Source organism: Moorena sp. SIOASIH (assembly GCF_010671925.1).
Classification (GTDB): domain Bacteria; phylum Cyanobacteriota; class Cyanobacteriia; order Cyanobacteriales; family Coleofasciculaceae; genus Moorena.
In genome coordinates, this window is record NZ_JAAHIH010000001.1 from 82,018 (window position 1) to 97,201 (window position 15,184).

Annotated in this window: 14 protein-coding genes; 6 read left to right on the forward strand and 8 right to left on the reverse strand. The window is 42.3% G+C overall.

The window, feature by feature from the left end; all coding sequences use genetic code 11:
* Positions 1-90: 90 nt before the first annotated feature.
* From iscB to F6J90_RS00435, 4 genes are all read right to left on the reverse strand, one after another.
* On the reverse strand, positions 91-1,386 hold the full coding sequence (gene iscB, locus F6J90_RS00420) for an RNA-guided endonuclease IscB (RefSeq protein ID WP_293090570.1): 1,296 nt from the start codon (positions 1,384-1,386) through the stop codon (positions 91-93).
* Between the two features lie 273 nt (positions 1,387-1,659).
* Positions 1,660-2,205, reverse strand: a complete 546-nt coding sequence (rfbC, locus tag F6J90_RS00425; protein WP_008178350.1) for a dTDP-4-dehydrorhamnose 3,5-epimerase — start codon at positions 2,203-2,205, stop codon at positions 1,660-1,662.
* A 274-nt stretch (positions 2,206-2,479) separates the two neighbouring features.
* Complete coding sequence (locus F6J90_RS00430; protein ID WP_293090571.1) at positions 2,480-2,746, reverse strand: hypothetical protein; 267 nt, start codon at positions 2,744-2,746, stop codon at positions 2,480-2,482.
* A 267-nt stretch (positions 2,747-3,013) separates the two neighbouring features.
* Complete coding sequence (locus F6J90_RS00435) at positions 3,014-3,661, reverse strand: alpha/beta hydrolase (protein ID WP_293091826.1); 648 nt, start codon at positions 3,659-3,661, stop codon at positions 3,014-3,016.
* A gap of 632 nt (positions 3,662-4,293) precedes the next feature.
* Here F6J90_RS00435 and F6J90_RS00440 point away from each other — a divergent pair.
* The 6 genes from F6J90_RS00440 to F6J90_RS00465 all read left to right on the forward strand — a co-directional run bounded on the left by F6J90_RS00440 (position 4,294) and on the right by F6J90_RS00465 (position 12,748).
* Positions 4,294-5,850 carry a hypothetical protein gene (locus tag F6J90_RS00440; RefSeq protein WP_293090572.1) on the forward strand — a complete coding sequence of 519 codons (1,557 nt, stop codon included), beginning with the start codon at positions 4,294-4,296 and terminating at the stop codon, positions 5,848-5,850.
* Positions 5,847-7,019: a DUF1822 family protein gene (locus F6J90_RS00445; RefSeq protein WP_293090573.1), complete on the forward strand. Its 1,173-nt coding sequence runs from the start codon at positions 5,847-5,849 to the stop codon at positions 7,017-7,019. Before F6J90_RS00440 ends, F6J90_RS00445 begins: the two co-directional genes overlap by 4 nt.
* Before the next feature lie 94 nt (positions 7,020-7,113).
* Positions 7,114-9,582 (forward strand): CHASE2 domain-containing protein, encoded by a 2,469-nt coding sequence (locus F6J90_RS00450; protein WP_293090574.1) that lies wholly within the window; start codon positions 7,114-7,116, stop codon positions 9,580-9,582.
* Between the two features lie 166 nt (positions 9,583-9,748).
* Positions 9,749-10,312 carry a hypothetical protein gene (locus F6J90_RS00455; protein WP_293090575.1) on the forward strand — a complete coding sequence of 188 codons (564 nt, stop codon included), beginning with the start codon at positions 9,749-9,751 and terminating at the stop codon, positions 10,310-10,312.
* A gap of 566 nt (positions 10,313-10,878) precedes the next feature.
* Positions 10,879-11,067 carry a hypothetical protein gene (locus tag F6J90_RS00460; protein ID WP_143727560.1) on the forward strand — a complete coding sequence of 63 codons (189 nt, stop codon included), beginning with the start codon at positions 10,879-10,881 and terminating at the stop codon, positions 11,065-11,067.
* A gap of 370 nt (positions 11,068-11,437) precedes the next feature.
* Positions 11,438-12,748, forward strand: a complete 1,311-nt coding sequence (locus F6J90_RS00465) for a putative sulfate exporter family transporter (protein ID WP_293090576.1) — start codon at positions 11,438-11,440, stop codon at positions 12,746-12,748.
* Between the two features lie 206 nt (positions 12,749-12,954).
* Here F6J90_RS00465 and F6J90_RS00470 read toward each other — a convergent pair whose 3' ends face one another.
* From F6J90_RS00470 to F6J90_RS00485, 4 genes are all read right to left on the reverse strand, one after another.
* Positions 12,955-13,095, reverse strand: a complete 141-nt coding sequence (locus F6J90_RS00470; protein WP_293090577.1) for a hypothetical protein — start codon at positions 13,093-13,095, stop codon at positions 12,955-12,957.
* Between the two features lie 50 nt (positions 13,096-13,145).
* Positions 13,146-13,721 (reverse strand): Uma2 family endonuclease, encoded by a 576-nt coding sequence (locus F6J90_RS00475; RefSeq protein WP_293090578.1) that lies wholly within the window; start codon positions 13,719-13,721, stop codon positions 13,146-13,148.
* 37 nt (positions 13,722-13,758) lie between these two features.
* Positions 13,759-13,899 carry a hypothetical protein gene (locus tag F6J90_RS00480; RefSeq protein WP_293090579.1) on the reverse strand — a complete coding sequence of 47 codons (141 nt, stop codon included), beginning with the start codon at positions 13,897-13,899 and terminating at the stop codon, positions 13,759-13,761.
* A gap of 289 nt (positions 13,900-14,188) precedes the next feature.
* Complete coding sequence (locus F6J90_RS00485; protein WP_293090580.1) at positions 14,189-15,181, reverse strand: endo-1,4-beta-xylanase; 993 nt, start codon at positions 15,179-15,181, stop codon at positions 14,189-14,191.
* Between the last annotated feature and the right edge of the window lie 3 nt (positions 15,182-15,184).

Consider the following 15,184-nt stretch of genomic DNA (forward strand, 5'->3'; position numbering starts at 1 on the left):
TCCGCCTCCCGGTCGTCTCCCGCTATAATCAAAGATTTAGCGGTGAGACGTGCCATATAAACACCTGGGGAAACCCCAGGTGACAGGCACTCAGGAAAGGGAGGACAGGGTATTGATTTGATAAGCATATCCATCTTTTTTGTGAATTAGTGTACAGTACTTGTGGCTAATTCCTTGAATCAACCCATTGCTAGTTGAAATGTTGAATGATCCAGTTTTACGAGTGGCAACCCGTCCAACGTAAGTTCCGATTTTTTTGCCCTTAGTAACAATTGCTTTGACAATATCTCCGGTCTGAAAACCTTTGTGGATCTTAGTTCTTGAACAGTACCTCTTCGGGAATCCAAACTTGTCTGTTCGACAAATTTGACGAGTTCCATGACCTTTAGCCATGATCGATAAAAATTGATAGTCCTCGACATAAATGTTTTGAACATTCCCCACACAAGCGGCGTCAATCCAATGAGTTTTAACTAGGTTAAACCGACGTCGATTGTATTTAGTTTGACCTCCCGAACCTGTTTCTACTGGCAATCCGGTGAACTTAAGCTCGTTGTAAAGCTTCCAGCGAGTCGCGTTAACCGCAGCGGCATCAGCTAGAGATCGTTTAGCTTGAGACAGAACTTGCTTCAAAACATCAGGCTTCCCTGATAAGAATTGTTCAATCTCCTGGCTTCCTTTAGCCTGGTTACAATCGTGACAAGCTATTGCCAGGTTGCTAACTCTGTCGGAACCCCCTAAAGATTTTGGCTTGATATGTTCAACTTCTAACCGGGCATCTGTCGCGCCACAGTAGGCGCATTTACGGTTCCATTTTTCAAGCAAGTATTCTCGAATTTCGTAGCCGCATAAAGTACCTTGTTGATATTCAGTACCGGAGATTTCTGGGTTCTCCATCTTCTGAGTGTCAAACCGTACCAACTCCTGAGAAATACCCGCTATGGGACAAAAACGAATCAGTTTTTTAACCCAAGTCAAGATGTTATGAACTCTAGACATTAAGCTAGGAGCCAGCCATCCGGAGGGACGTTTCCGATTAAGAAAGCGAGGTTTTCTATAACGAGTTTTACGGCTACGACGAGAACGTCTTAATTGCCGTCTTGAGGTTAAAGCGTCTCGGATTTGGAATCCACGATGCGTTATTTCAGCACCCCAAATAACAGTGTTGTCTTGCCGGTAGCTCACGCCTGTTGTTTTTGCACCTGGGTCAATTTTTAACTGGTAATTATGAGTCCTACAATTTTCTACCTCCAAATCTGACAGGATAATTGTGAATGGATACCTTCTCAACACTTTGGCTCTACCTTGCTTGAGTAATAATCTGGCTCTGGCCGGACGGCAAGGGTCTAGTGGTTTCAAGTTTTTGTCGAGTACAAATACACGCATAATTGTGTTTTCTCCTATCACTAGGGTGAAGTTAGCTTAGTCAAAGTTATTTCTCGGTACTTTCCCAATCGCACTGACTTAACTCAACTAGGTCTGTTTAACAATCGGGTTCTAGAGCTGGGGACTAGCTACGCATCCCCAGGTATGAACTTTAACTCTTAGAAATAACGGAGTTTTATGAAACTTAGACTGGTAAACTATGAGCTTGAAAGCTCCCTTTATAGCCCGTTCGCGTCAGCGTCGGCTACGCCGAAGGGTTTAACGGTGAGTTGTTTACGCAAAAACCTCGGCTGTTTTGAAAGACTTACCCGCTTGATCTTTAGCCGACAGACTGGGAGAGTCGGTCAGAGGCCAATGAATGGCTAGGTCAGGGTCATTCCACACAATAGTCCGCTCGTGATCAGGAGCGTAGAAGTCGGTAGTCTTATATAAAACTTCAGCGAATTCAGAGACCACCAGGAATCCGTGAGCGAATCCAGCCGGAATCCAGATTTGTTGTTTATTTTCTGCACTCAGCAAACAACTAACCCACTGTCCAAAGGTCGGAGAGCTTTTTCTGATATCCACTGCCACATCAAATATCGTGCCGAGTAAAACCCGCACCAGTTTACCTTGGGGCTGCTGAATCTGGTAGTGTAAGCCTCGAAGCACTCCTTGGGCTGAACGGGAATAGTTATCCTGGACAAACTCAGCGGTGATCCCAGCTTTATCTGCTAGAACTCGTTTATTGTAGCTTTCAAAGAAAAAACCACGGTCATCACCAAAGACGCGGGGTTCAAGAATTAAGACTTCCGGTATTTTGGTTTCAATAACATTCATAGAGTTCTCTGGTTGATTAGCGCTAGCGTGTTAAAGTGATCAACTCCTCATCAAGTTTGTGTTATCTACACTTAAATAATTTCAAGAATTTGTAAACTTTTTGTGAACAATAGCATTTCTATTTGAGTTGTGAACAAAATCCCTTAGGGAAAGGCAAGAGTAATCCCCCCTAACCCCCCGCGCGAAAGGGGGGCGGGCAAGAGGCAAGAGTTAATTAACTATATAGGGATTTTTAGTAGTAGTTGCGTAGGGTGCCTTAGGGGCGGGCTCACGCTTATTTTCCGCCTCTTGTGGCCTGATTGGGAAACTCCGCCCGAAAATAAGCATGAAACTGGCAAGATGCCAGTTCCACCAAGATGCCAGTTCCACCAAGATGCCGGTTCCACCAAGATGCCCGTTCCACCAAGATGCCGGTTCCACCAAGATGCCGGTTCCACCAAGATGCCGGTTCCACCAAGATGCCGGTTCCACCAAGATGCCCGTTCCACCAAGATGCCCATTCCACCCACCAGGTCAAACAACTTTTAGGAGATGCACCCAATATGTCTTAAGCTTTACTTCGACTGCTATAAAACAAAATCTTAAGAAAAGTAATTATAGTAGTCTGCACTTAAGTAGACTACACCTAGTTGTGTATAAAGGTAGGGATGGCAAGATGGGGAAGATTGTTCTAGGCTTAATCTGACGAACTTTTGTATTCTACTTAGTTAAAAATTGCGATCAGGATTTCGGAAAGGCGGATGCTGGAAATTATCAAAAAAATTAAATTAACTAAACTAAATTAACGAAAAGTCATTCAGATTACCGATTACCGATTACCCATTACTTCAAGAACAAAATTACGAAAGAGCAATACTACCTCTGGGATGATTTGATGTCCCATGTCAAATTCTTGATACTTGACCTGTATCCCTAAACCAGTTAAAGTATCTCTAGCATTGTGAGCAGCCATTAACGGTACAACCTCGTCTTGTCTACCATGAACTATCAAAATGGGTGGTAAGGATGAGCCTGTAGGAGCTTGGGGTCGGCTATGTAAATAGCCACTCATGGATACTAAGCCTGCTATTGGCAAGGTTAGTCCTACATCTAATGTCATGGCTCCTCCTTGGGAAAATCCACTCAGAATGGTGCGGGATAGGGGCACGCCAGTGGTGCCTTCGTTCGCGTAGCGTGGCCTTTTGGCCAGGGATTTGAGCCAATCAATTAGCAGCTGTCTGCTTTCGGTTAAGCCTTGATACTCGGAGCCATTCAAATCATACCACATTTTACCCCCAGGTACAGCAGGATGGTCAAAGGGAGCTTCAGCAAATAGAAACTGATAGTCTGGTAAGTTTAGCGCCTCTGCCAAAGTTACCAAATCTTCGAAGTTGGCTCCAAAGCCATGTAAGCAGACAATTAATCCAGTTGGTGGTTGATTGTTGGTAGGGGCAACGTTAATATATTTCAGTGGCAAAGATTTATCTCCAGAATTAGAGTAGGTGATCTCTTGAGAATTGTACGCTTTTTGGCAAGCAGTTGATAACAGCGTTATTCCCAGAGCTCCTAAACTTTGGAATAGAAATTTTCGTCGCTTAAATGGATTGAGTTTCACAATTAATAGGCTTTTGTTCGCGTAGCGTGGCCTATTGGCCAAGGTTGGGAGGTTGAAGGTTGGGAGGTTGAAGGTTGGGAGGTTGAAGGTTGGGAGGTTGAAGGTTGGGAGGTTGAAGGTTGGGAGGTTGAAGGTTGGGAGGTTGAAGGTTGGGAGGTTGAAGGGTTGAAGGTTGAAGGTTAGGAGGTTGAAGGTTGGAGGTTGTTTTTGCCCAGGCGTCCCTTGTAGGGTAGGTTGGAGTTTGATCACAGTGAGCTAATCTAAAATTACCATTACTGATTACTGATTACTGATTACTGATTACTGATTACTGATTACTGATTACTGATTACTGATTACTGATTACTGATTACTGATTACTGATTACTGATTACTGATTATCCTCAATCGTTCCACTATTCAGCAACGCCTTGCCTGTTGCTTTTGCTTGAGACAACTGCACAGGTTAAATCGCCTAACATCTATATACTAGTAGAGTGCTGTCTCAATCAGTTATGGATGCATCTAGATACTCGACAATTCGGGTATTTGACCCAGCCAATAACGAAGAAGGCTACAAAGTCTGCCATCAACAGGAAGCACAGGAGTTTTTTCAACAAACACTCCTGGGATTAGATCAAAAGGAAAGGTTATTAGCTCAGTGGGAGCGAGGTATCCAGGATTTACTGCTATGCTGGTTTCGCCCTGAGCTATCTACTGTTGATACTACATGTGATACTAAATACCGGGCGTTAGCTGGACTGTGTCTTCGGTGCTATGTTTCAATGCCTATCCTAAAGGCTTGTAAAACACTAGCGAGTCAGTTTTGCCTTGACTATCGGTTAACTTACCGTGAGCTGCTATCCTATGTACTCAATGATGATGGCAAAACTCCGATTATTCTCGATAGTGATGGCAAAGCTCAACTGGTTGTTAATAAGCAAGGTGACATTGAACCTGGACTTGGTCAGTTTTTTACGATTGATGTCTTGGCAAGCTATCGTCTGAACTCACCAGCTCGCTTAAGTTTGGACAATTGGGCATATCTGAAAACCAAACAACATCCTGATATCAAACGTTGCTTAGCTGAACAGGGATTGCCATTGTCGAGTAACTGGTCACTGTTGGGACGAGTTAAACTCAGACACCTTGAACAACTCTATCCACGCGATCGCAAACTAGTTGAAACGTTCCATACTGTCTATTCTCAACACAGAAAACAGCAGCGGCGCAATAGAGTTAACCATAGAGTTAACCATAGAGTTAACCATAGAGTTAACCATAGAGTTAACCAATGCCTTGAGCCTAGGGATGAGCAACTCCAAGACATGCTCCACCTGTTGCCAGAACGTGGTGTTATCATCAATTCCACCAAAGAGCTTCACAAAGAACTAACCAGGATAGCCAAGGGTCTGCAAGAAGAGGAGATTTGGAGCCGCATAGGAAGTCCGATCTGGGAACCTCTAGAAGCACGGGATCCAGAAACTGGCGAGTATGTCCCCAAAGAATTACCTGATCTAAACTCTAGAAATACCATAGATCATTTAGGACAATCTGAATTGCAGGATTTTCTTGAACAGGGACTGATTGAGGTTTTAGATCACGCTATAGCGCAAGCGTTGGCTGAGCACATTGCCTCTAAAGAGCAAAGTCGCCGTTACGCTTGTTTTGCTTCAAAGGTTATCCCAGGTTTCCGATTCCTTTACTGTGAGGGTAAGTCTCTTAAAGAGATAGCAACCCTTTTGAATATGAGCAATCATTCCCAAGCCAGCCGAGTCTTGGCACCAGGGAAACTGCTGAATCGCGTTCAGTATCTGAGTGTAGAAAATTTTTTCCAGCTTATCTCAACAACGACTAAGGGATTAGCTCTGGAAGAAAAGGCCACAAAGCTCGATTATTTGAGTAACCTGATGCAGGAAGTCGAGGCTTTCTTGAACACACAAGTTTTTCAAGAAGCGGTAGCCGAACTGAGTACTTCTAAAACCCGTTCAATGACTAGTTTATTTGCTCAGCGAATGTGCCGATATCTAGATGAACACAACGATAAAAATCAAGGGAAAAAGAAACAATGAATAATATTATTATAGATTCAATGGATATAACCCTTCCAACCCGAGAAGTATTTTGGCTCGAACCTGAAGACTTTGAGCAAGCGAAGACGATTAGTGACAAAGTTAATGATGAGGCACACCAGGAGCAAAGTTATCGAAATGGTTTAGCGTTATTTGGTTTTGAAAGATGGTTACAAGAACGGGTTGATCAGCTACCAATTATTACGGATAACTGTTCGGTGTATCAACCAGATTATGCTAATCTCATTGATACGGTATGTAATTTGAAAGTTGGGGAGTTTAATCTGTGTATAATTGTCACAGAAAATCTCCAAGAGCCAGAGGTTAAGATACCAATAGCTGCTGTTGAATTACCAGAACTTGCGGCTCATTTCTATATCGTTATTGAGGTGAAAAAAGACCAAGAACAGGGTATTATTCGAGGTGTTTTACGTCACGACGAGTTGGTTAACTATCGCGAATCAGCTAACTTACCACAAGGTAACCGTAACTATAATTTACCTCTGTCTTTATTTGATCAGCAACCCAATCATTTACTGCACTACTTGCATTGGTTAGATTCCCAAGAGATCACAATTCCAGTTGCTGATACTAAGCGTTCTGTTCAGGAAATCCTACCATTCTTTGCTGAAACAGCGATTAATACAGCAGAGTGGCTGCGAGGAGAAATGGATCAGTTAGCAAGCTGTTTATCTTGGCAACTGCTTCCTGACTATACTTTTTCTAAGTCATTGATGCGTCGGATTAGTCCAGTATCGGATGAACCAGACAGATATCGAGCGATCGCTAAAGAGTTGAGACGACAAAAAGGATTAATTGTTCCGGCTCATGCTCGTGGCTCTTACCAAACTGTTAATTTAAATGGCATTCTGTTCAAACTATGTGCTGTTACCTGGTTCATTTACCAGAAAGCACCAGAAGATACTCGAGAATGGGCATTGCTATTGCTAATCGAAGACTGTCTTGGTAATACACTTCCCCCTGGTATGAAGTTACGAATCAGCGAATTCACTGGTGTTGTCTCTGAAGCGGTATTGGTAAATGAACGTTATCTACATGTTGCAGTAGCAGGTAGCTGGAACCAAAAATTTGTAGTAACCATTTCTTTAAGTAACGGAGCATCATTAACTCTACTTCCCTTTGCTTTTGAGCCTGATAAATGTTTATGATATTTTAATAGGGAGTAGGGAGTAGGGAGTAGGGAGTAGGGAGTAGGGAGTAGGGAGTAGGGAGTAGAGAGTAGGGGGAATAAACAAGGAACAAATGACAACTAATCATCAAAGTAGTTTTAGACTAAATATTTGGCAAGCTGATTCATCCTGTCTGTTTTATTTACGGGGTAATCACGGACAGGAAGTCTCCGCAAAGTTGGACTATCCAGCTAAAGTAATAGACTGTTATGAGGAATGGCGATACCTTTACCTCCAGTTTTACCCGAAATTGCGAGCAAGAGAATTATCTAGTGGTGCCATTACACCAGTAGTCGATGACTTGGGACATGAATTAGAAGAAGCAAAAGAGATATTTCTGGATGTCTTTCAACGGTGGTTAGGTCAATTACAGGCCATTCGAGAAACAATTCAACATCAAATTTTCACTATTGCTAGACAGGAATCACAGTCAAATAAGACAGCAGAACCCTATGGATCAGTAGCTATTTTTATAGCCTGCGATTCTGTAGAATTGGCACGGCTTCCTTGGGAAGCATGGCAGTTGCTTCCAGAGGATATCCCCAGTGGGAGGATTCGGATTACCAGGATTCCGATGACTACTCAGGCAGAAACAATAGCGCGAGATAATAAACTGCGCCATGGTAAACCTCGGATTTTAGCGATTTTGGGGGATAATACAGATCTGAATTTGGAGAAAGATAAGCAGGCTATTAAGTTGCTCAAAAGCGTTGCTCAAGTAGAGTTCTTTGACTGGCAACAGCAAGAGGATGGGGTTAATATTAAAGCAGCACTGGCGGCAGAAATAACGGATGAAAGGGGGTGGGATGCTCTATTTTTTATGGGTCATAGTGATGAGACAAAAGTTACCGATGGAAAATTAGCGATCGCGCCAGAGCAGTTGGTATCTATCAGTGAAATAAAGGAATACCTAACTACTGCTAAAAATCAGGGACTTCAGTTGTGCGTCTTTAACTCCTGTAATGGTCTAAAAATAGCGAATCGGTTGGCTGATTTAGGATTGCAAGTGGTGATCATGCGGGAGGAAGTTCATGATAATGTTGCTCATGTATTTCTCAAAGAATTTTGCAGCCGCTTAGCTCAGTATCAGGATGTCCAGGAAGCAATGCTGGCAGCTTGTCGCAATTTACAGGTAGGTGAGAAGTTTGTTTATCCATCAGCTTACCTGATTCCTTCGTTTTTTAGTCCCTATGGTGCCAAGCCATTTCGGATTGAGCCTTGGGGTTACCAGAAACTACTTCAGCAGTGGCTACCTAAACCAAAAGAAGCGATCGCATTAGCTAGTGTGCTTTTAGTTAGCGCTATGGTTCCTGTACAAGACATGTTGCTAGATGGGCGAACCTTTGTTCAAGCTGTCTATCGCGATAGCACAAACCAGTTTCCTCGGGAGGGATTATCCTCCGCGAAGCCACGCTCTGTACTGTTAATTGCTATTGATCAAGACTCAATCAATCAGGCGCAACTGGAGATAAAAGGCTTTAAAACCCAGCCGATGGAACGGGAATACCTTGGCAAATTAGTCAGACAACTCTCGAAATCAGGCGCTAAGGTAATTGGAATTGATTATCTCCTCTATACCCAAGAACCAAGAGAGGAAAAACTGGCTAGTGCGATTCAATCCGCTGTTAGTCAACAGGATACCTGGTTTGTCTTTGGGGTCAATCAGGATAAAAATCGCAAGGTGTTTCCGAAAATTGCTAGCCCTAAATGGAGTCTACAAGGGGATATTACCTTTTTCCGTTGGGATATGGAACTCCCCCAGGATGCCACCTGCAACAAGTCATGTCCTTTTGCCTATCTACTGGCTCTATCACACCAGTTGCACCAACAGCCAAACCACGGGATAGGATTAAATCCTAATGTTGAAAGTACCACCAACTTTCAGCAGCAAGTTAGTCAGTATCTTCAGCAAGTCAGTAGCCAGGATAATGCGATTGGCCGTAGGCCACGCTACGCGAACGCATCTCTCAAACCAAAGAATCTACCTTTTGCGAACGCATCCCTCAAACCAAAGAATCTACCGTTAGGGATGCGCTATATTATTGACTTTTCTATTCCTCCAGAACAGGCTTATGAGCACAAGCCTGCTTGGGAATTCCTCAAAAGTGACTTTCCTAACATTGAGCAGCAAGTGGTTATCATTGCCTCTGGGGGATATGATGAAGCCGAGGATAATTTTTCTCTACCTCTAGCTATTGAATATTGGTGTGATCCACTGAATCGAACCAGAAAGCCACCAGATACTTGTCCGAAGGTATTTACCGGAGGTGAAGCCCATGCTTATATGGTTCACCATTTTTTATCGAAACATACAATAAAATTAATTCCCGACAGCTGGATGATTCTATTAGCAGCATTGTTAGGAAAAGGAACAACGCTGCTACTGCTCCAGCAAAAGCCTCAAGAAAGACAGCAATCAATATTGATCTTAGTTGGTGCTACAGCGGTCTATGGAATAATCGGACTACAGGCTTATATCTCAGCTTCTATTTTAATTCCTATAGCTTTACCATCAATTATACTCTGGTTTTATATTATTTAGTTAATTATTAATTTAATTCCCGACAAGCCTTTGGCCTTTAAATCCTATGTATCTCAGAGTTTTTTATCTACTGCTAATTACTGGAACGATGAGTATTAGTTTTCCGACCTCATCAGTATCAGTTGGATCTTCGTTTACCAGTCAAGGGAATCAAGTAGCGAAAGCAGTGAGTCAAACCAAACAGAAAACACAATCTGTATGGGCTAAGATCCGAGATCTTTTTCGTAGGAAGAAAGATGAAGCAGGTACCCATGGAGAGTTTTGTTCAATTTCCCCTAATATTGCTGCCTATCGCACCTGGAGTGACCAACCTCTATTTGCTTGGGAAGGAAGTGTTAATATCATTCAAGTTCGTTCCTCTCGCTATGGAAAAGCCTTATGGTCTTATCAGGTAAACGATAATCAGAGTAGTGTTATTTACAATGCTGATGGTAAAGGTCAGCCACTTCAACGAGGTAAAGAATATTATTACTGGGTAGAGTATAACACAACTGATAATAATGGACAACTAATTACAGATACCGAAACTATTCCCTTTCAAGTTATGGGTGGTAAAGCGTATCGGATTATCCAAGCTGAATTGCCAGCTGAGCATAAAACTGCTGAGCTGGCGAGTTACTTTGCTGATCACGATCTTTTCCTAGATGTGGTACGAGTGATTTCGGTGTTTGGGGACTTAGATAATTGGAAAATTAATACTGAGGAATTATATCAAAAGTTTTGTGAGTAGTCAAGGACGAATTTATCTTAAAAATTACTGTAAAATAAATTAGTCTGACTCCTGACTCGAAGCTCCTCAATCAGAGGATAGTTTGTTATGTCGAAATCAGGTATTATCAGTCTTCACAATTCATAATTTTTAGTTTTCATAGTCTAACGAGACTAGTCTTAACTACAGGAATTACACAGCAAATATACCTGTAGGGTTCTACTACCTATAGTTTTTTTTGACTAGTTTTGCCTAAGTCCTAAACTAGTTTCATATTTCCTTAAAACTATCTTCACAACTCCATTGATTATATTGATAATAACTTGATACAAGTTGTCCGGAGCATTTGATAAGATCATTAGAATCAACGTCACTTGATTGTTTTTACAGAAACCTGGAACGGCATAGGAAGCTATAGTTATCAACATTCATTGAGGGGTTTGAGGGAGCTCCTGAATTATATTAGCGCTGTTAGTTATAACCTCTCGTTGCTAGGGAATTGATCAACTACCAATCTAATCAGCCATTAAAGTGAATTTTTGTTTGAACAGTCAGTAGTAACCAAATGTAGTCGAGATAATCTAAAAATGAAAAAAAAACTTGCCAAAATTGTTAATACTGCACTCACCAGTGTTGCTCTGTGTATTGCGATCGCATCTTACGTTTATAAAGCAGAGGCTGCTCCTGTGTTTCTAAATCTTTCCTGGGAAGGAATTAATGGGTTGAGAGTTGAATTGATGTTCAGGTTCGACCAGCAGTTTGTACTGGGATTTTAAGATAAGCTGTTGTGCATTTAAATTGCACAACAGCAAGGCAGAAGGCAGAAGGCAGAAGACAGAAGCGATGCACTTGGGTTTCAGTCATTTTGGTAGCGCCGACGTATTTCCCTAGCTCTGGTTGGCTTTCAGGGGATTTCGAGTCTAGAGCCTTTGAAAGTACCACTTTGAAAGTACCACTAGGAGCAATCGTTACCGAGAATAAACTATAGCGCTGTGCCCAGGGAATAGGAAATAGTTAAAGAAACTGACCCCGGCGTGGGGATATCGCCATCTCCCCATCTACATCTTAGCGTGCTACTTTTATGAATTGGTATTATGAATTGATATTATTTCGGTGGTGCCTTCCAGGGTAAAATAAAATCTACTAATGAGTCAAACAAAATGGTCTAAGCTTTACAAATTAGAAGACTGGTGGTCTGTATGGATTGGTCTGCTGTTATTGGGGACAGTGTTTAGTGGCATCATAACTGTTGTGCCAAAGATGCCCAAATGGAAAGGGATAGATCTATTATCGGCACTCCCCTGGGAATTGCTTCCTAAACTGGCATTGCTCGCCATTGGTTTATGTGCTCTGTTTACCCTTGGCAACCTGGTAATGAAGGGAAAAGAAGGCAGAAACATGATACCAGGCTTTTTGGTTATATTTCTCTTGGCAGTTTTATCCTATATACTGGGGAATTCACAGACCGCTAAAGCAATTAACCTCGGCTATGCTTTCTGGGCATTGTTGATTGGACTAATCATCAGCAATACTATTGGTACACCAAGGTGGATGATGCCAGCGGTGCGTACTGAATATTACATCAAGACTGGCTTAGTGATTCTCGGTGCAGAAATTCTCTTTAACCGAATTGTGGAATTCGGACCCTATGGTTTAGCGATCGCTTGGCTGGTTACGCCGATTGTGATCATATTTATGTATCTGTTTGGTACTCGCTTTCTGAACATGCAGCAGAAATCACTGGTGATGGTAGTCGCCACATCCACATCAGTGTGTGGTGTATCAGCCGCTATTGCAGCAGCAGCAGCTTGTAAGGCTAAGAAAAACGAGTTGACTTTAGCTGTAGGGATGACTCTCATTTTTACTGTTGCCATGATGGTGATCATGCCCTTGTTTGTCAAGGCTGTAGGTATGAATGAATTAGTCAGTGGTGCATGGCTGGGGGGAACCATTGATTCTACTGGCGCAGTTGTCGCTGCTGGTGAAACAGTAGGGGAAATCGCTGGTCAAGCTGCTGCTTTAGTTAAAATGATTCAAAATATGCTGATCGGCGTGATAGCTTTTGCGATCGCTTTATTTTGGGTCTTTTGTGTAGAGCGCGAGCCAAATGCTCCTAAACCACAAATGAGGGAATTATGGGTACGTTTGCCCAAGTTTATCTTAGGGTTTATAGCTGCTTCTCTGTTAGTGTCCTTTGTTTGTATTCCCTTGATGGGGATGGATACAGTTAAAGGGATTCTTAGTCAAACCAAGACCTATCGTGGCTGGCTATTTTGTATCGCATTTTTGTCCATTGGTCTAGACTCGAACTTTCGGGATTTAGGGACACAACTTCAGGGTGGTAAACCCATGATTCTTTATTTGGTAGGCCAGAGTTTTAACATTGTGCTGACTTTGGCTATAGCTTGGCTAATGTTAAGCGGAATTATTTTTCCTATACCGGAGTTAGCACAGTGATAAACACTATCCGAAAATCCCTAATCTTTTTGATGAGTATTTGCGCACTTCCGCTACTACTGTGGTTATTGAATAGCTTGATAGTAGGTGGTTATTTGGGGTCGAGCGTACAGGATATCTACGAAAACGAGAGTGATGCTTCAGGAATTTTCTGGACAGATGTAGAGATACTATCTCACGATTAGCCTATTCAACTATAGCACTTATCAATTGGGTTGGTAACTGCTATAAGCGCGTTTGTATCTGGGTTGTAAACACATGTATTGCGGCAAGAGGCAAAAGGCAAGAGGCAAAAGGCAAGAGGCAAAAGGCAAGAGGCAAAAGATATCTGGAGTTTTATTGGACAATAGAAAAAGACCTTATAGGTTTACATCTTCTACAATAAACGCTATAAATATCAGATGATTTCTGATAAATCTAAAGTAAATCCAGGCAAAACATCTTCTCCTGATAAGGTTTTCGGAGATTGGATAATTTCTACATCTTGATTGGGACGATAGATTTCCACAACCTTATTTTGGGGATCAATTAACCATCCTAATCTAGCCCCATTTTCCATATATTCTCGGACTTTAGCTTGCACCATTTTCAGGGAATCACTCGGAGAAGGCAATTCTAACACAAAATCAGGACATAAAGGAACAAATTTATCCTGTTCTTCTGAGGTTAACCCTTCCCAACGCTCTCGTTTAATCCAAGACGCATCAGGGGAACGATTGGCTCCATTAGGCATTTTAAATCCTGTATTAGAGTCAAATGCAACACCAAGTTTCATTTGACTGCTCCACAATTCTAGTTGAGTCGATAGTTTAATATTTCGTCTACCTGTATTTCCTCCCGTAGGTGACATGATGATTAAATCTCCTTCAGAGGTGCGCTCAAATCTTAAATCCCTGTTATTTTGACAAAGCTGGAAAAATTGTTCGTCACTTAAATTAATAGTTAATTCGAGGGTATCAGGTAAATATACCATGTTAGTTACCTCCAAAATTATACAATAATTTCCTGAATTAAAAATGATAATTTAAACAATACCGCAGGGAACAGGGAACAGGGAACAGGGAACAGGGAACAGGGAACAGGGAACAGGGAACAGGGAACAGGGAACAGGGAACAGGGAACAGGGAACAGGGAATTAAAAAGCTTGTCAACTAATTTTAAACTAAACTTTTTAGCAATTATTCATCCAATTTTTTACCCCTACTCCCTACTCCCTACTCCCTAAAATCCAGGACGAAAGTACTTAACCCAATTGATAACTTCTATATAACTTGTCAAGTTTTACTTTTTACGTTTTATATCATGTCTGGATAATTACCTTGAATAAAAATTTCCCCCATCTCCCCATCTCCCCATCTCCCCATCTCCCCATCTCCCCATCTCCCCATCTCCCCACACTCTTCTTAATTATGGGTATTCAACCAGACTTGATATTACTTTTTAAGCATCAATTTTCAAAACCTCCACCATCGCGTGATAAGCAGCTTTAGGACGATAGGATTGATCGAAAGGTAGAGGGGAATCTGGTTTACCAAAGAAATCCGGAATCCAGGAATGATGATCGGCAAATTCCCAAGTTAAGAACGCTGTGCAATTGGGAGCCTCTAGACAAACTTGCAGGATATCTCGATATACCTTTGTCTGAGCAGCCACTCGTTCTTCTTGTGTGCCACTACCATCATGAATTTTTACGTCCATCTCCGTGACCTGAACCTGCAATCCCAACTCACCCAGACGCTTCATGTTTGCTGCTATTTCTTCTGGCTTGGGAGGATTTTGAATACTAACGTGCATCTGAAAGCCAATGCCGTGAATTGGGACATCCCGTTGCCGCAATTCTTTGACCATGGCATAAATTGCATCTGACTTTGCCCCAAGTCCTTCTCCAGCGTAGTCGTTATAAAACAAGGGAACTGTGGGGTCAGCTTCATGAGCCCACCGAAATGCCAACTCAACGTATTCTGGTCCAATGCCGCGCAACCAAATTGTATCTCGTTTCCTTTGTCCTGCTGAGTCTTGGTCTGCTACCGCTTCATTGACCACATCCCAAGCTGCTAATTGTCCCCGATAGTGACCAACAACAGTATGAATATGTTGTCGCAGGATATGGATTAACTCTTCTTTTGTCCATTGTCCGTGGGTTAGCCACCAAGGCACACTATGATGCCAAACCAGATTATGACCGCGCACTTGCATCTGATTGGCTTTCGCCATGGCCACAAAGTTATCAGCAGCTTCAAAATTATAGTGATGGCGTTGGGGCTGTAGCGCCTCAAACTTCATGATATAAGTTGGTGTCACCATGTTATATTCACGCATCAACACCTCCCGATAACTAGAATCGTCCCGCAACGGTTCCATGGACACTCCCGTTCCAATCGCCAATTTGCGCTTTTGTGCCAAGGAACGTAAATTAGTGTTATTTGTATTCATGCT

Excerpts from the sequence above, each read along its gene's own strand:
- F6J90_RS00485 (WP_293090580.1), bottom strand. The coding sequence starts at position 15,181 with ATGAATACAAATAACACTAATTTACGTTCCTTGGCACAAAAGCGCAAA.
- F6J90_RS00450 (WP_293090574.1), top strand. The coding sequence starts at position 7,114 with ATGACAACTAATCATCAAAGTAGTTTTAGACTAAATATTTGGCAAGCT.
- rfbC (WP_008178350.1), bottom strand. The coding sequence starts at position 2,205 with ATGAATGTTATTGAAACCAAAATACCGGAAGTCTTAATTCTTGAACCC.
- iscB (WP_293090570.1), bottom strand. The coding sequence starts at position 1,386 with ATGCGTGTATTTGTACTCGACAAAAACTTGAAACCACTAGACCCTTGC.
- F6J90_RS00440 (WP_293090572.1), top strand. The coding sequence starts at position 4,294 with ATGGATGCATCTAGATACTCGACAATTCGGGTATTTGACCCAGCCAAT.
- F6J90_RS00475 (WP_293090578.1), bottom strand. The coding sequence starts at position 13,721 with ATGGTATATTTACCTGATACCCTCGAATTAACTATTAATTTAAGTGAC.
- F6J90_RS00445 (WP_293090573.1), top strand. The coding sequence starts at position 5,847 with ATGAATAATATTATTATAGATTCAATGGATATAACCCTTCCAACCCGA.
- F6J90_RS00465 (WP_293090576.1), top strand. The coding sequence starts at position 11,438 with ATGAGTCAAACAAAATGGTCTAAGCTTTACAAATTAGAAGACTGGTGG.
- F6J90_RS00460 (WP_143727560.1), top strand. The coding sequence starts at position 10,879 with ATGAAAAAAAAACTTGCCAAAATTGTTAATACTGCACTCACCAGTGTT.